Raw genomic sequence first — 23,445 nt, 5'->3', positions numbered from 1 at the left:
ATCTTTTCAAATGACGAAGCTACAGGACAAGCAAGTTCGAATCGAACGAGACTTTCTAGGTGAAAAGGAAGTAGACACTCAAGCGTATTATGGAATTCAAACATTACGTGCAGTAGAGAACTTTCCAATTACTGGCTACCATGTTCATGAGGAACTCATCAAAGCATTAGGGATTGTCAAAAAGGCAGCCGCACTTGCAAATATGGATACACAACGACTATATTCTGGTCTTGGGGAAAAAATTGTTCAAGCCGCAGATGAGGTTATTGAAGGAAAATGGAACAATCAATTTATTGTCGATCCAATTCAAGGCGGGGCTGGCACTTCAATGAATATGAATGCCAATGAAGTCATTGCAAACAGAGCGCTTGAACTACTAGGAAAGGAAAAAGGCGCTTATACTGAGCTAAGTCCAAACACGCATGTGAACATGTCGCAGTCAACAAACGACGTTTTCCCAACAGCGATTCATATTTCAACTTTGAATATGATTGAAAAACTACTTTATACGATGGAAAACATGCATCAAGTCATGACGGAAAAAGCACAGGAATTCGATCATGTGATCAAAATGGGACGTACGCATCTTCAGGACGCTGTTCCAATCAGACTTGGTCAGGAGTTTAGTGCTTATGCAAAGGTTCTTGCACGTGATATTAAACGTATCAAGCAGTCTAAACAGCATTTATATGAAGTCAATATGGGAGCAACAGCAGTCGGAACTGGATTGAATGCTGATCCTAAATATATTCGTCAGGTGGTAGGCTATCTATCTGACATTAGCGGATTACCGTTAGTTGGAGCTGAAGACTTAGTCGATGCCACGCAAAATACGGATGCTTATACAGAAGTATCTGCTGCACTTAAAGTATGTATGATGAATATGTCCAAAATGGCGAACGATATTCGTTTGATGGCTTCAGGGCCAAGAGCAGGTTTTGGTGAGCTTCACCTGCCGCCGAGACAGCCAGGTTCATCCATCATGCCAGGGAAAGTCAATCCAGTGATGCCAGAGGTCATGAACCAAGTGGCATTCCAAGTCATCGGAAATGATCATACGATCTGTCTTGCATCAGAGGCTGGTCAGCTTGAACTGAACGTTATGGAACCAGTTTTAATATTCAACTTACTACAATCTCTCAGCATGATGAAAAATGTGTTTGAGTCCTTCATGGACAACTGCTTGCGTGATCTAAAAGCAGATGAAACGAGATTAAAAGAATATGTAGAAAAAAGTGCTGGTGTCATGACAGCGGTGAATCCGCATATTGGTTATGAAGCTGCTGCACGAATTGCAAGAGAAGCGATTCTTACAGGCGCATCTGTACGTGAGCTTTGTCTGCAAAATGATGTGTTAACAGAAGAAGAGCTTGACGTCATCTTGAATCCTTTTGAAATGACCAAACCAGGTATTGCTGGCGCATCACTTTTAGAAAAGGATCGTTTAGAAGATTAAGCGGCATCATGAGAAGCGCACACCGACAAAGTTCCGGTGTGCGCTTTTTTATGGATGTTTGTTTTTCTCAAGCTCACATAGTATACTATCGTCAATTATTAGGGATGTGACTGCGTTTGAATCTACTGAAAAAATGGCTGAATACAGAGCCTTATTTAATTGTGATGCTCATTGTACTGACACCGATTGGCGGAGAGTTCAAATTTTATCCATTTGAGGACAGCTTTCGGGTCAGTTTTGGAACCGTTGTCTTTTTCTTTATCCTGCTTCAAATGAAAAAATTCCCGGCATGGGCAAGCGGTATTATTGCAGGGGTATCTGTTTTTGCGTTTCGCGTGCTTTTTGATACAGCCGTCACAAGTCATCTTCTGCTGGAAGAGGCGGTTTCATTAAGATTTCCTTCCCTTCTTTATTATGTCGTCTATGGCACGCTCTTTTATTTATTACAGGTCAGACGTTTCCGCGATCAGCCTTGGCTGATTGGTGCGACAGGCATCATCATGGAACTGTGTGCGAGCGTTGTTGAGATGATTGCACTTCGTGGCACCATTGATGAAATTTTAACGATGCGGACGCTGTTTCAACTTTTTGTTTTGGCGATTTTCAGAAGCTTTTTCGTGTTGGCTTGTTATACAATGATTCGATTATATGAAGAGCAGGCGAGAGAGCGTCAGATGAAAAAGGAAAAGGAACATCTGCTCATGCTCCTGTCTAACCTTTATACGGAATCTACATACTTTCATAAAACACTTGCACATGCTGAGCACATTACAGCGACATCCTATCAATTGTATCAATCCCTGCATCACGCAAACGATGCGGAGTCATTGGATTTGAAAAAGCTCGGAAAAACAGCCCTGCAAATTGCAGGAGAGGTACATGAGATCAAAAAGGATAACCAGCGGATTTTTTCTGCATTATCAAAGCTGATTCATGAAGAAAATTTTCAGGCTTATGCAAGTCCTGCGCATATTGCTGGGCTCGTGATTCGTATTCATGAAAATTACGCAGAATCTCTTAAAAAAAACATTATCTTTCATTATGATGAAGATGGGCAGCATCCCGCCTATCACGTGTATACCATTCTATCTTTGTTAAATAATATTGTTTCCAATGCTGTCGAAGCCATTCCAGTGGATGGAGAGGTGTCACTCTCTATTTCACAGAAAGAGAACCAGGTGATCTTTCAAATCAGTGACAACGGGCCTGGCATTAAAGAGCGTAATCATCATGTTATTTTTAAACCCGGTTTTACTTTAAAATACGACCAGGCTGGGAATCCATCAAGCGGTATCGGGCTTTCCTATGTGAAGGATACAGCGGAGAAGCTTGGCGGAAGTGTTGAGATGAAGAGTATCCCAAATAAACAAACGATTTTCACGTTAACGATACCAGTGGATCAAGTCAGTAGAAAAGAGGGGATTGGGAGATGAGATTTTTTATTGTTGATGATGATGAAGCCGTGCGTTCTTCACTGGCTCAGCTCATTGAAGATGAAGAGCTTGGCATTGTCGCAGGGGAAGCAGAGGATGGCGCAGAGTTAACGGCAAGCTACTTAAATGATTTGCACATTGATATCTTATGTATTGATCTATTGATGCCGGAAAGAGACGGTCTTGAAACGATTCGAGCCATTAAGGATGAGTTTCATGGGAAATACTTAATGCTGTCGCAGGTAGAAACAAAGGAATTAATCGGCCAGGCGTATACGCTTGGTGTTGAGTATTATGTGACAAAGCCAATCAATCGTGTAGAGGTCTTAAGTGTGCTCCATCTCATGATTGAACGTCTTCATTTAGAGCATTCAATTGAAAACATTCAGCACTCACTCAAATCTGTCATGCAGTTTCAGCAGCGCGGTCAGACGAAAACGAAGCAGCGGGGGAAAAGTCTTGCAGAGGCAGGTCAGTTTTTGCTGGCGGAGCTTGGGATTGTCGGTGAGAAGGGGTCTAAAGATTTATTAGATATGATTCTCTTCACAGATCAGTATGTAGCGCTGCATACCGATCATCACGATTCCTTTCCTTCTTTAAAGGTCATTTTTACCGGAATCACGGAGGATAAATTAAATGAGCCGTACACATCAGCAGACATTGCAAGAGAAGCGAAGGCAGCGGAACAGCGGGTAAGACGTGCGATCAACCAATCTTTGAAACACATCGCATCACTTGGGTTAACTGATTTTTCTCATCCGACCTTTGAAAATTATGCATCTAAATTCTTTGATTTCACCATCGTGCGAAAGAAAATGAGTGAATTAACAAAAGAGACGAGCGGTAGAGAAGAACATACTCGTATCAATGTGAAGAAATTTGTGCAGGTGCTCTACTACGAAGCAAAACGTATTTTTATGGAAGATTAAAAAAAGACATGCTCCCTCATGAGGGAGACATGTCTTTTTTGGTGATAGATTGCAGGTGCATCTGCAGCACGGAGCGTATGAGCTCAGGCGGTAAACGATGAGGCTGCAAGATTCCATTCAATGCAAGCCCATTGATGACCGCATAAAGCCGCTCAGTTTCGACTAAAAGATCGATATGATCAAGCAAAAGCCCATCCTCTTTTAATTTCATTAAACAATATTGGGTCGTTTGGAAAAGCTCGTCATACATCTTTGCATTGAGCGGCTGTAAATCTGGTTCAGTCAGCGACTTGACCGTAAAAGCCTGCCACACCTCCATTTCAAATCTTCGTTCTTCATCGAGTGGAAGAACCTGCTCCAATAACGCGAGGACATTTTCTTCCGTTGAACCGTTCAGCTGAAGTCCTGTCATACGCTCTTTGACTCTTTCCTGAATCAATGTCATAGAGAAAAGAAATAACTCTTGCTGTGTGGAAAAATAATGACGCATAGAGCCCGCTGAAATACCAGCTTCTACCGCTACTTTTCGTACAGAAGCGTTCTCCAATCCATCCTGTTTAATCACTCTCATTGCAGCTTGAGCGACCTTTTGTTTTTGTTTATGGTGATCGACGATTTTTGGCATACATTGATTTTAGCACAGCTATTGTTTTTTTAACACAGTTGTGTTATTTTTTATTTAATACAATTGTGTTAAAAAGGATGTGGGGAATATTGGTCGGGTTATTGATTGTGGCATGTGAAATTGGTTTTTGGCTGTTTATTCTGGTGGGTTTAACACTGCGTTATGTGTTTAGACAGAAAAAGTGGGGCGCCTTCTTTCTGGTCTGTACGCCGATTTTGGATCTAATCCTTCTTGCGGCTACTTATATGGATTTAAGGCAAGGGGCTGTGGCGAGTGTCATCCACGGGCTTGCGGCTGTTTATATTGGGGTGAGTCTCGCCTTTGGACATCAAATGGTGAAATGGGCAGATGCTCGGTTTGCTTATCGATTTGCAGGAGGCCCTAAGCCGAAGGGAAGACCAAAGTACGGGAAGGAACGGTCAGTGTATGAAATGGTCAGCTGGACGCGGCATTTCGTCTCTTATATCATCGGAGCTGGTCTGCTATTTGGTTTATCCTATCTCATACAAGCACCAGAACGAACGGAATCACTGATGCAGCTCGCCGGTGTGTGGGGGATGGTCTTAGCCATTGATTTCGTCATTAGCATTAGCTATGTGATCTGGCCGAAAAAACACCCGCAAAATATAGCCAGCTAATAAAAAAGACAGGCGGAATCACTCCGCCTGTCTCAGCGTGTAGACAAACCCTCGCATTCGTTGTCAGTCCTGCGCGCTGGTGCTCACGAATGTCAAATTCGTTCCGCGCCAGTGCTCGTCCTTCCTAGACTGCAAAGGTTTTCTATCACGCTGAAAAGAAGACAAAGGGCTAAAATAAACATCATTTTAGCCCTTTGTTAACAATCTAAGACAGGCGGAATCACTCCGCCTGTCTTTTCTTATGATGAAAGCCCTTTGTAAATGGTGTCAATATTCCATTTCATCATCTTATAGTAGCTGTCTCCGTCTTCACCTTTCTTTCCAATAGAGTCAGTGAATACTTTTCCTTTAATCGGAACCCCGGTTTCCTCAGATAAGCTTTCAAGGCTGCGTTGATCGACACTTGTTTCAAGAAAGAGCGCAGGAACTTGATGATCTTTGACAAAATGAATGATGCGCTTCATTTGTCCAGGTGTTCCTTCACTTTCTGTGTTGATCTCCCAAATGTAGCCTGCTTTCAGTCCATAGGCATCTGCAAAATACTTGAAGGCTCCCTCACTTGTCACAAGGAGCTTTTTGTCTTTTGGCAGCTGATCAAACTTGTCTTTTGCTTCATCGTGAAGCGCTTGAAGCTTTTTGATATAGGCTTCTGTATTTTTTTCGTAATCCTCTTGATGCTCAGGATCCGCTTCAATAAGCGCATCCCGGGCATTTTGAGCATAAAGAATCCCATTTTCGACATTCAGCCAGGCGTGGGGGTCCTGCTGGCTTTCGAGTCCTTTTGAAGATAAATGCTTTACTTTGACGCCTTTACTTAATTCGGCTACAGGTGCATCATCCCCGTCCTTGCCACTCGATTCGAGCAGCTTTTGAAACCAGCCGTTCCCTGTCTCAAGGTTTAAGCCATTATATAGAACAAGGTCTGCATCCGTTGTATGCTGAACATCCTTTGGCAGTGGGTCGAATTCATGTGGGTCTGTACCAATGGGAACAATGCTGTGAATAGAGACGTGCTCTCCGCCTACTTCCTTCACAATGTCATAAAGAATGGAGTAGGTCGTGACGACTTTTAATGTGCCGTCATCTTTGCCGGAATTATTTTGCTTAGTAGAACAGCCTGCGATGACCATAAGGGCAATGAATACTGCGATCAAACGGATTGCAAATACCTTCTTCATATATGTCCTCCTTTTACATAGACGCTTCCTTTTTTAGCTGCGTTCGTTTTCGTTTAGATTTTAATGATCTCCATAGAATTCCTTGCTTTGGTGAAAAGATAAAGGCACTCCCGAATAAAATGGTCGCGACCAGCACGATAGAAGCGCCAGACGACAAGTTATACGTAAAACTAAGCCCAAGTCCCACGACGGCAGAAACTGCCCCGAAAAATGCAGATAAATAAATCATGATCCATAGCCGGTCTGTTAAGAGATAAGCAGTGGCTGCCGGCGTAATAAGCATGGCAACGACAAGAATAATCCCAACAGTTTGCAGTGACGCAACGGTCACAAGGGTCAACAAGGTCATGAGAAAATAATGGATCATTCGATTCGGTAAACCGTAAACCGAAGAAATGACCGGATCAAATGAACTAATGAGCAGTTCTTTGTAGAAAACGATAACAGCCAGCAGGATAAAAATGCCGATGCCAAGCGTAATCCACATATCAGATGACCGAACAGCTAGGACGTTTCCAAACAAGATATGATATAAATCACTGGAACTTTTCAAAAATGTGATTAAAATGATCCCGATTGAGAAAAAGGCGGTGAAGACAATGCCGATGGCAGAGTCATTTTTAATGCGGCTGTTTTGACTCACGTATCCGATCCCAATTGCTGTTAACACTCCAGTTAAAACGGCCCCGAAGAAAAAGTTAATTCCCAGCATATAAGAGATGGCGACACCTGGCAGCACTGCATGCGAAATGGCGTCTCCCATCAGGGCCATGCCCCGTAAAATGATAAAGCAGCCAATGACCCCGCAAATAATGCCTACCATGACGGATGTAAATAATGCTTTTTGTAAAAACGCATATTCAAAGAGTCCGGTTAAAAATTCCATTACACGTCTCCTCCTGCTGATTTTAAGAATGGTAGCTGCGTTTCATATGCCTCCAGCATGACCTCTGGGCGAAGGATGTCGTGTACAGGTCCAGCTTTGATGAGTTTTTTATTTAACAGAACGAGATGGCTGAAGTAATCATCGGCTTTACTTAAATCATGATGGACAACCAAAATGGTTTTTCCTTCATCCCGTAATTCTTGCAAAATGCGAACCATCGTTTCTTCACTGGCCATATCAATCCCAACAAACGGTTCATCCAAACAGAAGAGCTGTGCGTTTTGCGCAAGTGCTCTTGCAAGGAAGACACGCTGCTGCTGACCGCCGGATAACTCACCAATCTGTCTTTTGGCAAAGTCCTGCATTCCGACCTTTTCTAAACAGTGGTACGCATATGCCCGGTCTTCTTTTTTCGGACGTTTCATCAGGCCAAGCTTCGGATATGTTCCAAGTAGCACGGTATCCAGCACATGAATAGGAAACGTCCAGTCTAGATCATTTCTTTGTGGTACATAGGCGATCTGTTTTCTGACTTGTTTAAAAGACTGTTCAAAAAAGCGAATATCCCCTTGGTCTTTTTCAATTAAATCCAAACATGCCTTGAGTAAAGACGATTTACCGGCACCATTTGGACCTATGATTCCTGTCATCGTTCCTTCCTGTATGGAAAGAGAGATGTTCTCTAATGCATCCTGCCCGTGATATGAGACATGAAGACGGTCGATTGTTAAAGCATTTGGCATCTCTTGCGGCCCCTTTCAATCATCATTGCTCTTCCTAAAGATATATGCATACATTAAATAATTTTGACTAAAGGATGAAATGATTCTCTAATGCTAATTTGTTTCCTTAGGGAAACTTTTATTTCATTCTAAGTGTATGTCCTTCTTTTGTAAAGAGAAAAGCTGCACTTTTTCTGTCAGAGGTCAAACGATCGTTTTTATGTTATGCGGGGAGCGGGGGACATGAGCTTGGATTATTGAAAATCCATGTGGCAGGATTGGGCATAAAAAAACCAAACATTTGCTCATAAATGATTGACAGCTGATCAGAACTCCTCATATAATAAAGATAATTCAATATATGAATATGTGCTCATATATAATAATCACAGCAGCTGATAGGTTTGATTGAATCAGGGAAGGCTACTTATATAGAAAAAGGTGAGAACATGAAAAAGATGAAGGATGAATACGTATTAAGCGGTCTTGATTGCGGCAACTGTGCACGTAAAATAGAAACAGGTGTCAGCAAAATGGATGGTGTTGAAGCTTGCTCTGTTAATTTTGCGACAGGCACATTGACTGTTACGCATGCAGATAAGCAAGAAACGATGTCAAAGCGCATTGAAAAAACCGTTCAGTCCATTGAACCTCATGTGAGTGTATCACCGAAAGAAGAAGGACATCATCACGATCATGAGCATGGGACGAAAAATTTAAAAACGATTGTGCTGAAATTAATTGGCGGTGCAGTCATTGGAACAGCAGCTTTCTTTATACCTGAAGATGGTGTATTAAAGTTCATTATGTTCTTCGCAGCATATTTACTAGTCGGCGGTGATGTGGTTTTTAAAGCGCTGAAAAATATCGTGCGCGGCCAAGTATTTGATGAGAACTTCTTAATGACGATTGCAACGGTTGGTGCTTTTGTCATTCAGCAATATCCAGAAGCGCTTGCTGTCATGCTGTTTTACCAAATTGGAGAGCTCTTCCAAGGGGCGGCAGTGAACCGTTCAAGACGATCAATTAGTGAATTAATGAATATACGTCCAGAATACGCGAATCTAAAAGTAGGAAATGAAACGAAAAAAGTGAATCCGGAAGAAGTAAAAGTCGGTGACCGTCTTGTCGTGAAGCCAGGTGAAAAAATTCCGCTGGATGGGCTCGTTGTTGAAGGTTTCTCGCTCGTAGATACATCTGCATTAACAGGGGAGTCGGTGCCGCGGGATGTAGAAGCGGGAAAAGAAGTTCTTGCAGGATTTGTGAATCAAAACGGTATACTTGAAATTGAAGTGCAAAAAGAGCTAAGCGAATCGGCAGTGACGAAGATTTTAGATTTGGTTGAGAATGCGAGCAGCCGAAAAGCACAGACAGAAAATTTCATCACAAAGTTTGCAAAATATTATACACCGGCTGTCGTCTTGCTTGCCTTATTGCTTGCCTTTATGCCGCCGCTTCTCATTCCATCGGCACAATTGTCTGACTGGGTGTACCGGGCACTTGTCTTTCTCGTGATCTCTTGTCCTTGTGCTCTTGTTGTGTCCATTCCATTAGGATTTTTCGGGGGAATTGGGGCAGCTTCTAAACGAGGCATCCTTGTGAAAGGCAGTAACTATCTAGAAGCATTGAATTCTGTGAGATATGCTGTATTTGATAAGACGGGCACACTCACAAAAGGAAACTTTACGGTGACCAATATCGTCACAACCAGTGACAAGTGGTCAGAAGAGGAGCTGCTTTCTTTTGGAGCACTGGCAGAAGCCCATTCCTCACACCCTATTGCAGAATCGATTAAAGCGGCATACAGCTCACCGCTTGATGAAAGCCAGATTGAAGCATATGAGGATATCCCGGGACATGGAATTAAAGCGACCATCAGCGGTTCCCAAGTTTTAACGGGAAATCACCGCTTGATGGAGCGAGAAGGCATTGCGTATGAAAAAGAAAAAAGAAGCGGAACCGTTGTGTATATGGCGATTAACGGTGAGTTTGCTGGATCGATCTTGATCGCAGATGAATTGAAGGACGATGCAATCGAAGCCGTCTCTGCTCTAAAAGCGTCTGGGATTCAAACTGTCATGCTCACTGGTGATGCTAAGCAAGTCGGAACTGCGGTCGCCAAGCAAATTGGCATCGACGAAGTACATGCAGAATTATTGCCGCAGGATAAAGTAACGAAAATAGAAGAAATTGATCAGAAAAAAGCGCCTCAAGAAAAGCTGTTATTTGTTGGGGACGGCATTAATGATACACCTGTATTAGCAAGAGCAGACATAGGAATTGCAATGGGCGGGCTTGGATCAGATGCAGCTGTCGAAGCGGCTGATATCGTCATCATGACGGACCAGCCATCAAAGGTAGCAGAAGCCATCGCTGTCGCGAAACGAACAAGAAGGATTGTATGGCAGAATATCGCATTTGCCCTTGGTGTCAAAGGCATTTTCCTATTACTCGGTGCATTCGGTATTGCGACCATGTGGGAAGCCGTCTTCTCGGATGTCGGTGTCACCGTACTCGCTGTTTTAAATGCCATGAGGGTCATGAAATAAAATTGTAAGGAAAATTTCATGAATACCATCTTTCATAATGGACCCCCTCTTGTTAAAATAGAAGAAGTTGGATAATGGCATTTTTCTAAGCTATTATCCTTTTTCTTTTTTAAGGAATGAAAAAGATAAGGTAGGTGCTTATGTGAGTAAGAAAAATAATCAATCTTCATCCATTAAATTTGCTGTTATTTTAACCATCATCGCAGCTCTTCTCATCGGTCTATTTGTTGTGATTGGGAACAAGAACAGCCAAGAAGCACAAACAGTTGACAGTAAGCCTTCGATTAAAGGACAGCCTGTCATAGGAGACAAAAATGCAGCGGTGCAAATCGTCGAGTTTGGGGACTATAAATGTCCGTCATGTAAATCATTTGAAACAGACATTTTCCCAAAACTGAAAGCAGACTACATAGATAAAGGCGATGTATCCTTTTCATTTATTAACTTACCACTGCCTGTTCATGGAGATGGCGCAGTGTTAGCAGCACTAGCTTCTGAAGAAGTGTGGAAAGAAGATCCAAAAAACTTCTGGGCATTTCATGAAGCTGTCTATCAAGCACAGCCAGATAGTGAAGCAGAATGGGTTACGCCTGCTAAGCTGACTGAACTAGCGAAAAAGACAACAAAAATTGATACGGACAAACTCAAAGAAAACTTATCAAAGAAAACGTATCAGCCGCAGCTGAACACAGACGATCAGCTTGTGAACAAATATAAAGTGAATTCAACCCCAACGATTTTGATTAACAATAAACAAGTTCAAAACTTTTATGACTATGATGAAATCAAAGAATTAATTGATCAAGAGCTCAAAGGGAAGAAATCATGAAAAATAAGCTTATTTACTTATACAGTGCTTGGATTGTCTCTATCGTTGCGACGATGAGCAGCCTGTATTTAAGTGAAATAAAGAAGTTTATCCCATGCGATATGTGCTGGTTTCAGCGCATTTTCATGTACCCGCTCGTGCTTTTACTTGGAATTGCTACGTTCCGGGGCGATGTCAAAGTGAAGTATTACGTACTGCCTTTGGCTGTGATCGGTGCTGGCTTTTCCATCTATCATTATATGGAACAAAAGATCCCGGGCTTTGCGTCGATTCGCCCTTGCCTAAGCGGCATTCCTTGTTCTGTTGATTATCTGAACTGGTTTGGTTTTATCACCATTCCACTATTAGCTCTCATTGCATTTATTCTTATCATCATCAGTATGCTGCTGTTAAATGCAAAAGAAGATTGAGAGATAGCCTGCTTTTAAGCGGGCTATTTTTTATTTTTGCAAAAAGATAAAATTTAAAGAAAATTTGTATTGCTTTTCGCTTATGTCAGATATACATTAAGGGAGTAGTGTTAGATGATCAGATCAAGTAAGGAGATAAGCGGAAAATGGCATGGGAAGTCTTAAGTATCATTGGTATTATCGCATTCGCCATTAGTGGTGCGATAGTAGCAATGGAGGAAGAGTACGATATTCTTGGTGTGTACATTTTAGGGATTGTGACAGCATTTGGCGGTGGAGCGATTCGAAATCTATTAATCGGTCTTCCGGTGTCTGCTTTATGGTCACAGGGCAAAATGTTTACCATTGCTCTTGTATCCATTACGATTGTGTTTCTTTTTCCAAAGCTTTTGCTCAAGCACTGGAGCACATGGGGGAATTTCTCGGATGCGATCGGCTTAGCAGCGTTTGCGATTCAAGGTGCATTATTTGCTGTGCAAAGAGAGCTTCCGCTCAGTGCGGTCATTGTGGCAGCCATTTTGACTGGAAGCGGAGGCGGAATTGTGCGTGATTTATTGGCAGGGCGAAAGCCGCTTGTGCTAAAAGCGGAGATTTACGCAGTTTGGGCAGCACTTGGCGGCTTACTCGTAGGACTCGGTTTAGCACAAGGAGAGATTGCTTTGTATTTGCTGTTTCTCATCCTTGTCGTATGCAGGGTTTGTTCCTACCTATTCAAATGGCGGCTTCCCGCTAGGTCTTATTTTTTAAATAAAGGGTAAAACGAGAAAAGGGCGATTTCGCTCTTTTTTTGTGTTTGATACGAGCTGGATGTCAGCAGGTAATGGAGTTTTCGTGTAAAATAAAAGCAGGGTCTTTTTGTTCATCATTAGAACAATACATGTGATGAAAATTTTGTCAGCTGGCTGAATATCTGGATTCAGCCTTTTTTTGCCTAGATGGATTGTTATGTGTTGGTTTCACATTTTGCGGAATACTAAAGAAGCACCTACGATCGGACGGATGAATCAACATGGAATGAACACATCTTTGCATGTAAGCAAAACTTGACGAAAAAATTGAAATAGGAGGGACACGTACTAGTGGAGATTTTTTTGGCAGTGCTCGTATTACTAGCACTCATCGCATCATCTAATATTATCAATCGTTTTGTCCCCTTTATTCCAGTCCCGTTAATTCAAGTGGGCTTAGGAATATTGGTGGCAGCTTTTCCTTCAGGTTTACATATTTCTTTAAATCCTGAACTATTCTTCGTTTTATTCATTGCGCCGCTGTTATTTAATGACGGGAAGCGTACCCCAAGGGACGAGCTGTGGAAATTAAGAGCGCCGATTCTTCTGTTAGCCCTAGGGTTAGTATTTGCGACAGTCATTGTAGCAGGATATACCATCCATTGGATGATCCCAAGCATTCCGCTTCCAGCCGCATTTGCGCTTGCAGCGATTTTATCACCGACAGATGTGGTAGCAGTCAGTGCTCTTTCCAGCCGTGTGAACATGCCAAAGGGTATCATGAGGCTGCTGGAAGGCGAGGGATTGATGAACGATGCATCAGGACTTGTTGCCTTTAAATTTGCCATTGCAGCAACAGTAACTGGCGCTTTTTCAATTGCTGAGGCATCCTTTAGCTTTGTCCTGATTGCCGCAGGTGGTCTATTGACTGGATTTATTCTATCCTTTTTTATCATTCGTTTTCGCTATTTCCTCCGCCGTCTAGGAATGGACGATGTCACGATGCACATCATCCTGCAAATTCTTACACCATTTGTGATCTATTTAGCAGCGGAAGAAATTGGTGTATCCGGTATTTTAGCGGTTGTTGCTGGCGGTGTGACACATGCCATTGAGCAGGATCGAATGGAAGCAAATTTAGCCAAACTGCAAATTGCTTCGTCAAACACATGGAATATTATTTTATTTATTTTAAACGGACTTGTTTTCGTTATCCTTGGATTGCAGATTCCTGATGTATCGACGGTCATTTTCCAGGATGAAGCCTTTAATAATATGCAGGTCATCAGTTACATCTTAATCATCACGCTGTGTCTTATGATCCTGAGGTTCTTATGGGTATGGCTGTTCTGGGCAGGGAATTGGAGTGCAACGAAAAAGCAAAACGTGAAAAAACCGAAGCTTCGCGCCTCGATGCTCATGACATTCTCTGGTGTTCGTGGGGCTGTGACATTAGCCGGTGCCTTCTCCATCCCATTTACACTTGCGGACGGATCACCGTTTCCTGAACGGCATTTGATTATTTTCCTCGCAGCAGGCGTCATCTTATGTACACTCATTTTAGCTAGTGTGTTACTGCCTCTTTTATCTGAGAAAAAAGACAAGCAAATCGCCGTGGACTTGGATACAAAGATTCAGCATGCGAAACGGAAGTTGCTGAGAAGTGCCATTAAAACCTTAAGAGAAGGAATGAATGAAGACAATAGGGAAGTGTCTCTTGCACTCATCAATGATTACCGAATGAAGCTGCGCAATATCCAGCGTGAACCGTATCAATTCGGGATGAGAAAACAAGAGAGAAAGATCAGGCTGCACGGAATCAAAGCTGAGCAGATGAAGCTGCAACAGCTCATTGAGGAAGAGAAAATCGATAAAGAAGAAGCCTATGAGCTGCAAGAAAGATTTCATGAGCTCGAAATGCTGTATTCAAACTCCTTCAAAATCCGTTTTTCAAAAGTGAAGTTTCTGCGCTTGCTTCAATGGCTCCAATTATGGCGGCCGAATCAGCACGTTTCCAGCGGCATTTTAGAAAACGAGGGCTCGTACAAACAAATCCGTAAGAAAACGGCTGAGGCTGCTGTGGACTCGATCAAACAGCATATGACCGATGAAAATAAACAAACGTGTCATCAAGTGATTGGTTTTTACAACCAAGTCATTTATCGATGTGAACACGGTCCAAGCTTCTTTCAGCAAAAAGACCGTTCATTTGATCGGAAGAAAAAAGAGCTTAACTTCCAAGCTGTACAGACAATACGAAATGAAATTCAAACTCTGTATGAAGATGGTGAAATCAATCGTGACATTGCCCATCATTTAAGGGAGTATATCAATGACATGGAAGCTGTTCTCCTGACTAATACGTAATGTTGTGATCTTCTCCCCTATGTTTTATGATGAAGAAAGAGAACAAGCAGGGGGAGATCAATGATGGCGTATTATGGAGCAATTGAAGCTGGCGGTACAAAGTTTTGTTGTGCAATCGGCAATGAGCATGGGGACATTCTCGAGGAAATGACGATTCCGACAGAGCACCCAGAAAAAACATTACAAAAGCTCATTCCGTTTTTCGAGCAGCATGACATTGAAGCATTAGGGGTCGGCTCCTTTGGACCAATCTGTGTTCAAAAAGACGATCCTTCTTACGGTTATATCATGAACACGCCTAAAGTAGAGTGGAAGCATTACCCGTTCATTCCAGAGCTAGAGAAGCAATTACGGGTCCCAGTATCCTTTACAACAGATGTTAATGCGGCAGCCTTAGGTGAATTAACAAAAGGAGCAGCCAAAGGGCTGAATAGCTGTATGTATATCACGGTCGGTACGGGTATCGGTGCTGGCGCTGTTGTGAAAAATGAGCTTCTTCACGGTCATTCACATCCAGAGATGGGGCACATCCTTGTCAGGCAGCATGAATCAGACCCGTTTGAAGGAGTCTGCCCAGCGCATGGGACGTGTTTAGAAGGACTGGCAGCTGGCCCAGCGATTGAGAAAAGGTGGGGGAAATCTGCAAAAGAGCTCACGGAGGTAGAATCAGTTTGGGCACTTGAAGCTGATTATTTGGCGCAGGCGCTGATGCAGTACTCGCTCATTTTAAGCCCAGAGCGCATCATGATGGGCGGGGGCGTCATGAAGCAAAAACAGCTGTTTCCACTGATTCGAGAGAAGCTTGCTGCTTATCTCAATGATTATGTAGACCTGCCGCCGCTTGATACATACATTGTCTCTCCTGGACTTGAGGACAAGGCTGGCATGACAGGTGCTTTGCTGTTAGCCATCGAAGCGAAGAAAAATGCCTGATAATAGAGTTTTAATGGACAACGTGAGATAATGAAAAAGATGGAATCTATGAAAAAGGTGGTTGTTAAAATGATCAAAAGCTTGAATGATACCGTAACACTGAATAACGGAGTGGAAATGCCTTGGTTTGGTTTAGGTGTATTCAAAGTGGAGGACGGCAATCAAGTGGTAGATGCCGTAAAAGCAGCCATACGAAACGGATACCGCAGTATTGATACGGCTGCCGTTTATAAAAATGAGACAGGCGTAGGCAAAGCGATTAAAGAATCTGGCGTGAAACGAGAAGATTTGTTCATTACGTCTAAAGTATGGAATACGGATCAAGGCTATGACAAAGCGCTGGCTGCATTTGACGCAAGCTTGAATCGATTAGGTCTTGATTACTTAGACCTCTATTTGATTCATTGGCCTGGCCCAAATGCAGATACATTTAAAGACACATGGCGTGCGCTTGAGACGCTTTACAAGGATGGGAAAGTGAGAGCCATTGGCGTCAGCAACTTCTACATTCAGCATTTAGAAGAGCTGTTAAAAGATGCTGAGGTTGTTCCAGCCGTGAACCAAGTTGAATTTCATCCGAAACTGACACTTGTCGAACTGCGTCAATACGCAAAAGAAAAAGGCATTCAAATTGAAGCATGGTCTCCGCTGATGCAAGGAAAGCTATTAGATCATGACGTATTGAAAGACATTGCTGCACGCTACAACAAATCTGTTGCACAAGTCATTTTGCGCTGGGACCTGCAAAGCGGTGTCGTGACGATTCCTAAATCAATCAACGAAGAACGCATTAAACAAAATGCAGATATTTTTGATTTCGAACTATCCAAAGAAGACATTGAAAAAATCGATGCATTAAACAACAACGAGCGCGTCGGCTCGAATCCAGAGACGATGACGGTTGGGTTTGAATAAATGAAAAAATCCTCTTTCTCATATGAGAAAGGGGATTTTTTATGTACTGCTCCTGCGCACAGCCAAAAGCATAATAAAAGATAAGATCACAATACAAATCGTCCAGGCCCAAGCAAGCTCCATGCGCCCAGAATCAATCGCCACATAGATAGCGGTTGGGAGTGTTTGAGTTTTTCCTGGGATGTTGCCGGCAAACATTAAGGTCGCTCCGAATTCTCCAAGGGCTCTTGCAAAGCTGAGGATGCTGCCTGACAAGAGGGACGGCAGGGCAAGAGGTACCGTAATATAGGCAAAGACTTGGAATGAATGAGCACCATCTACTTTTGCAGCCCCTTCTATATCTGACTCAATCGTAGAAAAGCCAGCCTTTGCTGATTGATACATGAGCGGGAATGCCACAACTGTCGATGCAATGACCGCCGCCCACCATGTGAAGATAACCGGTTGGTGGAAGATCCATTCAATCGCGTCCCCTATTACGCTATGCTTTCCGAATACGACGAGCAATAAAAACCCAACGACTGTTGGCGGGAGGACGAGCGGCATCATCAGGAGCGTTTCCACAATCATTTTCCCCTTAAAAGTTGTTCGCGCCATCCAAAAGCCGACCGTTGTGCCAAAAACAGTGGCCAACAGCCCGCTGACGATGGCAACTTGAACGGACAGCCAAATGGGAGATAGAAATTCTTCAGTCAGCATAAGCATTATGACACTTGAAAGCCGTATTTCTTAAAAATCGATGTGGCTGTATCTGATTGAAGAAATTGAAAAAAGGTCTTGGCTTCCGTTAGATGTTCTGTCCCTTTTACAATCCCTACTGGATACATAATCGGGGAGTGCATGTCCGGATTTGCCTCAGCTGCAATCTTTACTTTTTTGGAAACGAGGGCGTCTGTTTTATACACAACACCTGCTTCTACATTTCCTGTTTCGACGTAGCTTAGGACTTGCCGCACATCCTTGCCGTAGACAGCATTCTTTTTCACTTGGTCCCATATGTTCAGTTGTGTGAAAATCTCTTTGCCATATGTACCAGCAGGCACCGATTCAGGTGTGCCAAGAGCAATCTTTCCTTTTACGTGCCGGACGTCTTGAAAGCTTTTAATAGAGGAAGAGCCATCTTTTGGCATAATAAGGACTAGCTCATTTTGTATGGCGTCCTTGATATAATCTTGATCAATGTCTCCAGATTGAACAAGTTCATCGAAGGGCTCCTCAGCTGCTGAGAAAAAAAGATCCGCTTTTGCTCCTTGAGCGATTTGCTGCTTCAATGCGCCAGATGACCCGAAATTATTCGTTAAGGTCACATTCGGATGCTGCTTGTGAAAGGAGGCTTCAATTTCCTTTAGTGCATCCTGAAGGCTTGCCGCTGCTGAAATTACAAGCTCTGTTTTTTTATTCGAATTAGATGGCTTCATCTCTGTTTGGCATCCACTCAGGAGCAAACATATGGAGATGAAGGCTAAGAATGTATACTTCATGTTCACACCTCTTATCATTCAATATCATGTGGTTCCCTTTATTATAAGCAAACTTATTTGAGCATTCATAGGCTTTCAGTAAAAAGAGAAAAGAAAAAGCCGCCAAATGGCGACTTTCAGCGTGAAAATAAAAGGGATCGTTTTATCCTGTTTACTTCTGATAAAAACGCAGCAAATTCCCATTGATCAACTTGTCTGATAAGGAGAGCTCTTTATTGGCTTTTTCTATATAAGGCTGACATACCTCATCCTGCTTCACGGGTTCTTTTGTTTTTTGATCATAGCAGGTGTTCTTTGTATAGAGATAATCATCTGTAATAAAGTTCCCGTTTCTCAGTACAGCGAAAGGCGTCCGTTCATTTGAAAATAAATCATTGCCGAATTGAATGGCATCCTTCGTTTCAATCCCAAGTAAGTGAAGAAGTGTCGGCTTTACGTCCATTTGACCAGCTGTTTCAGAAATGGTCTGCGGTGCTTGATCCGTGACACCTGGAATGTAAATCAAAAAGGGTACCCGCTGCAGTTTGACCGCATCAAACGGCGTGATTTCCTCTTTATTGAGCAGCTGTGCCATTGCCTCATGATGTGCCTCAGAGATGCCATAGTGGTCACCCATAAGGACAAACATCGTATTGGCATACAATCCTTCTTCTTTCATACGGTCAAAAAACATCTTAATCGCTTCATCTTGATAGCGGACGGTCGTCACATAGCGGTTTAAAATGGTACTGGACGAATCATATTCATCAATAAATTGATCCTTCGGGTCAATTTCAAATGGAAAATGATTGGTCAGTGTAATGAATGTGCTGTAATAAGGCTGCTTCAACTTTTTTAAATGATCAATGGATTGATCAAAGAAGTCGATATCTTTTAAGCCCCAGCCAGTTGAATTCCGTTCATTGACATGATATGAATCGACATCATAAAAACGATCAATTCCAAGCGATTCATACATCACATCACGATTCCAAAACGTTTTATTATTCGCATGAAATTGGACGGATTGATAGTTTTCCTTTTTCAACTGCTTGTATAACGTGTCATATTCGTTGTCACTCGCTGTGAAAAAGACAGCGCCGCTGCTAGATGGGTAGAGGGAATTAGCGACAATAAACTCTGAATCCGACGTCTTCCCCTGCTCTGTCTGCTGATAAAATTCATCAAAATAAAAACTCTTTTTAGCCAGTTGATTTAAAAAGGGAGTGATGGATTGTCCATTCACCTTTTGATTCATGACAAATTGCTGCGTTGATTCAAGTGAAATGAACACAACGTTCTTGCCTTTAGCAAGTCCAAAATACTCTTCGTTTGGTGCGCTGTAATCAGCCTTTGTGTAGTTTGCTACAGTAGAAAGCGTATCTTCATCTGCAAAGGCCTTTTGTCCAATGCGTGCCGTTTGGGCAGCACCGTCATACAGATGAAATTGGAAAAGCCCGAGGTTTCTGACAATGACTTCACGATCATAAGAGCTTGTCAGAAATCGAGGGTGATCCATCATAGCTGAACTGACATGAAACAATAAGAAGCTGCAGCAGACCGCATAATACGTTCTGATCGTCTTGAATGACGCTTTTGGGGCTAATGGTTTGCGCTTGAGCAGCCATGCCAGTACCACAAAATCAATGAGCATCAGCACAAAGAGCGGGTGGAATAATTCCGTCATACTGCTGCCCATATCTCCCATGTTCTTCGCTTGGAATAACACGGGAATGGTAATGAAATCAATATAAAAACCATAAAAGATCGTATTCGAGATGAGAATCGCCGTTAGAATAAAATTTGCGGTCAATAAAAAAAACTTTTGGTTGGTTTCATTTAAAAAAAGAGCAATCCCAAACAAAGGGAGCAAAAAGCTAAGTGGATTGATCAAAAGCAGCCATTCATGAAACAGATTGGCCGTTCGTATGTGAAATCCGAATTGATAAATGATGTATGTTTTCATCCACATGAAAAGGATGGAATACACTAAAAACCAGTGATTTTTGAAAAACGCTTTCATTTATGTATCTCCTCACCATTCTGTATTCAGCTGCAAGGCAAAAACACTTATCTTAAACCTACTAAAAAAATGAGGAATGATCAATTCATATCCTGTCTTTTTCGCAAAACTCTTTTTTTATTCTGTTAGAACTGGATTGGGATAGATATGCCGCAGATGACGGCGATGTAATAGCAGGTGACGACGGTGAGAGCAGCTAGTACGATTTGTTCTCCTGTGCTGCCTGTTTTGACATAGAAGGGGAGACGCACTTTAATGGAAGCTGGAAATAAAAATTTAATGCCGTTCACTGTTCCTGCATCAAGGATAAGGTGGCTCGCCATTCCAACGAGTAAACCGGTACTTAAGCTGTCATTTGGAATGTATGTTGTCGCGAGAAAATAAATGATCAGCAGAAATAATAAACTGTGTGTAAACGTGCGATGACCGAACACGCTGCTGATTAGTGTCGAGAGCAGCGGAAATTTTCTGCCGATTTTACTTTTTGTATGGCAAAGATCGGGGATCAGAGCACCTGCTGATCCAGCTGCAGCCATGATGACTGGGTCGAGTCCGTAGTAGTAGGCGACGGCCGCTGAGGCGGCGATTCCGCCCATAATGTGTGTTTTTCCTGTCATGATGCGTACTCCTGTTCTATCTTTTGTTCAAGTACTCACTATATCAAGGGTGAATTCATTCAGCAAGGCTTATTTCTCAAGAAAAAGAGGATAAAAGGGTTGGCTGATTGGAAAAACATTCTATAATAAGGGGGAAGTCATGTTGATACTAACGATAAGGATGCGATTCGGATGAGTAATGCAGACATTTTAAAAGAAATTGTTCTCGTACATTATGAAGTCAGCCGTAAATTAAACCGCAAGTTACTTGAGTTAGAAAAAGACATCACGCCACCGCAGATATATGCTCTTTCTATTTTGATACAAGGCAAAGTATCACATGCCGAAGAGCTGAAACAAAGACTCTCCTTAAACCCAGGTGCAGCCTCCATTGCACTCAATAAATTATGTGAGCAGGGCTATATTCAGAGAGAACGTGACAAAGACGACCCCACGCTAGTCCGGTTAGAAGCTACGGAAAAAGGGGTAGCGATTTATGAAAAGCATACACGTCTTTTCGGAAAGGTGATTCAGCATATGATGTCAGACTTCACAAAGGAAGACTTAAAGACCTTTTTGACGTATCTGCAAAAAATGAGACAGACCTTTCATGATGATTGAGCCTTTCCACCTTGTATAATGCGGCGCACTGTAGCACAAATTATACAGGCAACCGCATTTTATGAAAAGGGAGGAAACAGCGATGTCATTTTTCCAAAAGGATAAAAAGGCGAAAAGCGAGCAAGACCACAAGCAAGTAGATCAGCTGTTAGAAGAAGCAAGCAAAGAGCTAGCAGGCGATCCGCTTCAGGAAGCTGTACAAAAGAAGAAAAACAACGATCAATAAGCAGGTAATAGGCAGAGAAATGATTCTCTGCCTTTTTTCTATGTTTTTCCCTTTGACAGATGTGAGAATGTTTGATAACCTTCGTGTAGTAAAAATGAATAGAAATCCTCACGCTATGTCTCAGTGAGGTAGAGGTTGCGCGGATGATGAGTCACTCATGGGAGAGATGGAATCGAAGATCATGAGAAAAAAGGCATCAGCGCCGAAGTGTAGAGAGAGCTCCAACTTTCTTTATGCTGGGTCTGCATTGAATAAATGCAGGACTGCCACGTCTTTGAAGCGTGGAGGGCTATCCGGAGATCAAGGTGTATGTTTTGAAAAGCATGGACTGTTGTTCAGGCTTTTTTTTATGTTCTGAGTATCTAAGATAAGGGTATGCTGTTAAGAAAGTGACCCATGATGAACATAAAGAATACAAGTCATTGCTTCACAAATATATCAATGAAGATACTGCCGGGTCTGGTCCGAAGTGAATATAACGGAGGTACGGAAATGGAACAGACAAAAAAATGGGGTTTTTGGTTATTGACGGCTTTTGTCGTCGGAAATATGGTAGGGTCAGGCATCTTTATGCTGCCAAGTACACTTGCCCAGCATGCCAGTCCTTTAGGTGTGACGATGGCATGGCTTGTCACAGGTGGCGGTGTGCTGATGATTGCACTTGTTTTTGGGCATTTGTCCATTCATAAGCCGCAGCTGACGGCTGGACCACAAAGTTATGCAAGAGCGCTTTTTAACGATCCGAAAAAAGGGAAAGCGGCCGGTTTTACAATGGTTTGGGGATATTGGGTGGCAAGCTGGATTAGTAATGTCGCAATTATTACGAGTCTTGCCGGTTATTTAACGACATTTTTCCCTATTCTCACCGTGAAGACGGAGATTTTCACCTTTGGAAAAGAAGCGATCACACTTGGTCAGCTGACAACCTTTATTGTATGTACCATTCTTCTCTGGGGAACACATACTATCTTAATTACAAGCTTAAGTGCTGCAAGTAAGTTAAACTTTATTACGACCTTTTCAAAGGTACTTGGATTCGTCCTTTTTATTGTTGCGGGATTATTTGCATTCCAAACGGCATTATTTGAACATTATTACTTCCCAGTTGCAGCAGAAGGCGAAGGAGTGCTCGGACTTGGAGGCCAAATTCATCATGCGGCCATTTCCACACTATGGGCATTTATTGGCATCGAATCAGCTGTGATTTTATCAGGGAGAGCATCCTCGCAGCGCGATGTGAAACGTGCAACGATTACAGGTCTTTTAATCGCACTTTCCATCTACATGATTATTACATTGATTACAATGGGCGTCCTGCCGCATGATCAGTTGCAAGGCTCAGATAAACCATTCGTTGACGTGCTTCAGCTCATTATTGGACCGGCGGGCGGAATAGTCATGGCACTGCTTGCGATCATTTGTTTATTTGGCTCGATGCTTGGCTGGATCTTACTTGGTTCAGAAGTACCGTATCAAGCAGCAAAGGCTGGCGATTTCCCAGCAGTATTTGCAAAAACAAACAAAAAAGGCAGTCCTGTTTTTGCTTTGACGGTTACAAATATCATGTCACAACTGTTTATTTTCTCAGTGATGTCCCGTACGATTAATGAAGCTTTTACCTTTTTAACGACATCAGCGACACTTGCGTATCTCATTCCGTATATTGTGTCTTCGATCTATAGTTTTAAGGTCATCATGCAAGGTGACACGTATGATCTTCAAAAAGGGAAGCGAACAAGAGACGGAATCATTGCGCTTGTTGCGATGGGGTATTCCGCTTGGGTCATTATATCAGGCACAGCTGATTTGAAAACATTTGGACTTGGCATCGGTCTGTTTTTAGTAGGTATTTTGCTTTATCCATTCATGTCAAAAGGATTCGCCAAAGGAACGGAATAAGGGAAACGTTTCTCCAGAAATG

Annotated in this window: 22 protein-coding genes and 1 riboswitch; of the genes, 14 read left to right on the top strand and 8 right to left on the bottom strand. The window is 42.5% G+C overall.

Features of this window, described 5'->3' with window-relative positions:
• Positions 1–10 precede the first annotated feature (10 nt).
• From aspA to MHH26_RS13915, 3 genes are all read left to right on the top strand, one after another.
• Positions 11–1,456 (top strand): aspartate ammonia-lyase, encoded by a 1,446-nt coding sequence (aspA, locus tag MHH26_RS13925; protein WP_307500242.1) that lies wholly within the window; start codon positions 11–13, stop codon positions 1,454–1,456.
• A 116-nt stretch (positions 1,457–1,572) separates the two neighbouring features.
• A complete protein-coding gene (locus MHH26_RS13920; protein ID WP_340973740.1) occupies positions 1,573–2,889 on the top strand; it encodes a sensor histidine kinase in 1,317 nt (438 codons plus the stop codon).
• Positions 2,886–3,818 (top strand): response regulator, encoded by a 933-nt coding sequence (locus tag MHH26_RS13915; RefSeq protein ID WP_034659991.1) that lies wholly within the window; start codon positions 2,886–2,888, stop codon positions 3,816–3,818. Before MHH26_RS13920 ends, MHH26_RS13915 begins: the two co-directional genes overlap by 4 nt.
• A 16-nt stretch (positions 3,819–3,834) precedes the next feature.
• On the opposite strand, the gene MHH26_RS13910 is transcribed toward MHH26_RS13915, so the two are convergent.
• Positions 3,835–4,443, bottom strand: a complete 609-nt coding sequence (locus MHH26_RS13910; RefSeq protein WP_307500239.1) for a TetR/AcrR family transcriptional regulator — start codon at positions 4,441–4,443, stop codon at positions 3,835–3,837.
• Positions 4,444–4,532: 89 nt separating this feature from the next.
• Between MHH26_RS13910 and MHH26_RS13905 the strand changes: the two genes are divergently transcribed.
• A complete protein-coding gene (locus MHH26_RS13905) occupies positions 4,533–5,081 on the top strand; it encodes a hypothetical protein (RefSeq protein ID WP_334750454.1) in 549 nt (182 codons plus the stop codon).
• Positions 5,082–5,320: 239 nt separating this feature from the next.
• On the opposite strand, the gene MHH26_RS13900 is transcribed toward MHH26_RS13905, so the two are convergent.
• Genes MHH26_RS13900 through MHH26_RS13890 form a run of 3 tightly spaced genes read right to left on the bottom strand, consistent with a single transcriptional unit; the run spans position 5,321 to position 7,888 of the window.
• Positions 5,321–6,259, bottom strand: coding sequence for a metal ABC transporter substrate-binding protein (locus MHH26_RS13900; protein WP_106038189.1), 939 nt, complete (start codon positions 6,257–6,259; stop codon positions 5,321–5,323).
• Positions 6,260–6,272: 13 nt separating this feature from the next.
• Positions 6,273–7,145 carry a metal ABC transporter permease gene (locus MHH26_RS13895; protein ID WP_007500236.1) on the bottom strand — a complete coding sequence of 291 codons (873 nt, stop codon included), beginning with the start codon at positions 7,143–7,145 and terminating at the stop codon, positions 6,273–6,275.
• Positions 7,145–7,888, bottom strand: coding sequence for a metal ABC transporter ATP-binding protein (locus tag MHH26_RS13890; protein ID WP_307500237.1), 744 nt, complete (start codon positions 7,886–7,888; stop codon positions 7,145–7,147). Before MHH26_RS13890 ends, MHH26_RS13895 begins: the two co-directional genes overlap by 1 nt.
• 428 nt (positions 7,889–8,316) lie before the next feature.
• Between MHH26_RS13890 and MHH26_RS13885 the strand changes: the two genes are divergently transcribed.
• The 7 genes from MHH26_RS13885 to MHH26_RS13855 all read left to right on the top strand — a co-directional run bounded on the left by MHH26_RS13885 (position 8,317) and on the right by MHH26_RS13855 (position 16,598).
• Positions 8,317–10,416 carry a heavy metal translocating P-type ATPase gene (locus MHH26_RS13885; protein WP_340973738.1) on the top strand — a complete coding sequence of 700 codons (2,100 nt, stop codon included), beginning with the start codon at positions 8,317–8,319 and terminating at the stop codon, positions 10,414–10,416.
• Between the two features lie 142 nt (positions 10,417–10,558).
• Positions 10,559–11,245 (top strand): DsbA family protein, encoded by a 687-nt coding sequence (locus MHH26_RS13880; protein WP_307500236.1) that lies wholly within the window; start codon positions 10,559–10,561, stop codon positions 11,243–11,245.
• Entirely contained in the window at positions 11,242–11,655 is a 414-nt protein-coding gene (locus tag MHH26_RS13875) for a disulfide oxidoreductase (RefSeq protein WP_003212957.1), read from the top strand. The genes MHH26_RS13880 and MHH26_RS13875 overlap by 4 nt, the downstream gene beginning before the upstream one ends.
• A gap of 146 nt (positions 11,656–11,801) precedes the next feature.
• Positions 11,802–12,413, top strand: coding sequence for a trimeric intracellular cation channel family protein (locus tag MHH26_RS13870; protein WP_003212961.1), 612 nt, complete (start codon positions 11,802–11,804; stop codon positions 12,411–12,413).
• A 321-nt stretch (positions 12,414–12,734) separates the two neighbouring features.
• A complete protein-coding gene (locus MHH26_RS13865) occupies positions 12,735–14,750 on the top strand; it encodes a Na+/H+ antiporter (RefSeq protein ID WP_034659982.1) in 2,016 nt (671 codons plus the stop codon).
• Between the two features lie 63 nt (positions 14,751–14,813).
• Complete coding sequence (locus MHH26_RS13860; RefSeq protein ID WP_307500235.1) at positions 14,814–15,683, top strand: ROK family protein; 870 nt, start codon at positions 14,814–14,816, stop codon at positions 15,681–15,683.
• Between the two features lie 69 nt (positions 15,684–15,752).
• Entirely contained in the window at positions 15,753–16,598 is an 846-nt protein-coding gene (locus tag MHH26_RS13855; RefSeq protein WP_340973734.1) for an aldo/keto reductase, read from the top strand.
• Positions 16,599–16,637: 39 nt separating this feature from the next.
• Here MHH26_RS13855 and modB read toward each other — a convergent pair whose 3' ends face one another.
• The 4 genes from modB to MHH26_RS13835 all read right to left on the bottom strand — a co-directional run bounded on the left by modB (position 16,638) and on the right by MHH26_RS13835 (position 20,698).
• Positions 16,638–17,303, bottom strand: coding sequence for a molybdate ABC transporter permease subunit (modB, locus tag MHH26_RS13850; RefSeq protein WP_307500233.1), 666 nt, complete (start codon positions 17,301–17,303; stop codon positions 16,638–16,640).
• Positions 17,303–18,079: a molybdate ABC transporter substrate-binding protein gene (modA, locus tag MHH26_RS13845; protein ID WP_340973731.1), complete on the bottom strand. Its 777-nt coding sequence runs from the start codon at positions 18,077–18,079 to the stop codon at positions 17,303–17,305. The genes modB and modA overlap by 1 nt, the downstream gene beginning before the upstream one ends.
• A gap of 151 nt (positions 18,080–18,230) precedes the next feature.
• Positions 18,231–20,081 (bottom strand): LTA synthase family protein, encoded by a 1,851-nt coding sequence (locus tag MHH26_RS13840; protein ID WP_340973729.1) that lies wholly within the window; start codon positions 20,079–20,081, stop codon positions 18,231–18,233.
• 125 nt (positions 20,082–20,206) lie between these two features.
• On the bottom strand, positions 20,207–20,698 hold the full coding sequence (locus MHH26_RS13835) for a metal-dependent hydrolase (protein WP_307500231.1): 492 nt from the start codon (positions 20,696–20,698) through the stop codon (positions 20,207–20,209).
• A gap of 171 nt (positions 20,699–20,869) precedes the next feature.
• Between MHH26_RS13835 and MHH26_RS13830 the strand changes: the two genes are divergently transcribed.
• From MHH26_RS13830 to MHH26_RS13820, 3 genes are all read left to right on the top strand, one after another.
• Positions 20,870–21,298: a MarR family winged helix-turn-helix transcriptional regulator gene (locus tag MHH26_RS13830; RefSeq protein ID WP_034659971.1), complete on the top strand. Its 429-nt coding sequence runs from the start codon at positions 20,870–20,872 to the stop codon at positions 21,296–21,298.
• Between the two features lie 82 nt (positions 21,299–21,380).
• Complete coding sequence (sspJ, locus tag MHH26_RS13825; RefSeq protein ID WP_034659969.1) at positions 21,381–21,524, top strand: small acid-soluble spore protein SspJ; 144 nt, start codon at positions 21,381–21,383, stop codon at positions 21,522–21,524.
• Positions 21,525–21,645: 121 nt separating this feature from the next.
• Positions 21,646–21,824, top strand: a riboswitch (Lysine riboswitch).
• A 192-nt stretch (positions 21,825–22,016) separates the two neighbouring features.
• Positions 22,017–23,423 (top strand): amino acid permease, encoded by a 1,407-nt coding sequence (locus MHH26_RS13820; protein WP_060597291.1) that lies wholly within the window; start codon positions 22,017–22,019, stop codon positions 23,421–23,423.
• Positions 23,424–23,445: the final 22 nt, after the last annotated feature.

This window comes from Bacillus sp. FSL K6-2839 (genome assembly GCF_038003365.1).
Lineage (GTDB): Bacteria > Bacillota > Bacilli > Bacillales > Bacillaceae > Bacillus.
The sequence above is the reverse complement of the archived record's forward strand: the minus strand, read 5'-3'. Positions and strand labels throughout refer to the sequence as shown.

Bases quoted from the DNA above. Each gene is read 5' to 3' on its own strand.
- MHH26_RS13895 (WP_007500236.1), bottom strand. From the start codon at position 7,145: ATGGAATTTTTAACCGGACTCTTTGAATATGCGTTTTTACAAAAAGCA.
- aspA (WP_307500242.1), top strand. From the start codon at position 11: ATGACGAAGCTACAGGACAAGCAAGTTCGAATCGAACGAGACTTTCTA.
- MHH26_RS13890 (WP_307500237.1), bottom strand. From the start codon at position 7,888: ATGCCAAATGCTTTAACAATCGACCGTCTTCATGTCTCATATCACGGG.
- MHH26_RS13835 (WP_307500231.1), bottom strand. From the start codon at position 20,698: ATGACAGGAAAAACACACATTATGGGCGGAATCGCCGCCTCAGCGGCC.
- MHH26_RS13870 (WP_003212961.1), top strand. From the start codon at position 11,802: ATGGCATGGGAAGTCTTAAGTATCATTGGTATTATCGCATTCGCCATT.
- MHH26_RS13820 (WP_060597291.1), top strand. From the start codon at position 22,017: ATGGAACAGACAAAAAAATGGGGTTTTTGGTTATTGACGGCTTTTGTC.
- modA (WP_340973731.1), bottom strand. From the start codon at position 18,079: ATGAAGTATACATTCTTAGCCTTCATCTCCATATGTTTGCTCCTGAGT.
- MHH26_RS13830 (WP_034659971.1), top strand. From the start codon at position 20,870: ATGAGTAATGCAGACATTTTAAAAGAAATTGTTCTCGTACATTATGAA.
- MHH26_RS13900 (WP_106038189.1), bottom strand. From the start codon at position 6,259: ATGAAGAAGGTATTTGCAATCCGTTTGATCGCAGTATTCATTGCCCTT.
- MHH26_RS13910 (WP_307500239.1), bottom strand. From the start codon at position 4,443: ATGCCAAAAATCGTCGATCACCATAAACAAAAACAAAAGGTCGCTCAA.
- sspJ (WP_034659969.1), top strand. From the start codon at position 21,381: ATGTCATTTTTCCAAAAGGATAAAAAGGCGAAAAGCGAGCAAGACCAC.
- MHH26_RS13840 (WP_340973729.1), bottom strand. From the start codon at position 20,081: ATGAAAGCGTTTTTCAAAAATCACTGGTTTTTAGTGTATTCCATCCTT.
- MHH26_RS13855 (WP_340973734.1), top strand. From the start codon at position 15,753: ATGATCAAAAGCTTGAATGATACCGTAACACTGAATAACGGAGTGGAA.
- MHH26_RS13875 (WP_003212957.1), top strand. From the start codon at position 11,242: ATGAAAAATAAGCTTATTTACTTATACAGTGCTTGGATTGTCTCTATC.
- modB (WP_307500233.1), bottom strand. From the start codon at position 17,303: ATGCTTATGCTGACTGAAGAATTTCTATCTCCCATTTGGCTGTCCGTT.
- MHH26_RS13915 (WP_034659991.1), top strand. From the start codon at position 2,886: ATGAGATTTTTTATTGTTGATGATGATGAAGCCGTGCGTTCTTCACTG.
- MHH26_RS13885 (WP_340973738.1), top strand. From the start codon at position 8,317: ATGAAAAAGATGAAGGATGAATACGTATTAAGCGGTCTTGATTGCGGC.
- MHH26_RS13860 (WP_307500235.1), top strand. From the start codon at position 14,814: ATGGCGTATTATGGAGCAATTGAAGCTGGCGGTACAAAGTTTTGTTGT.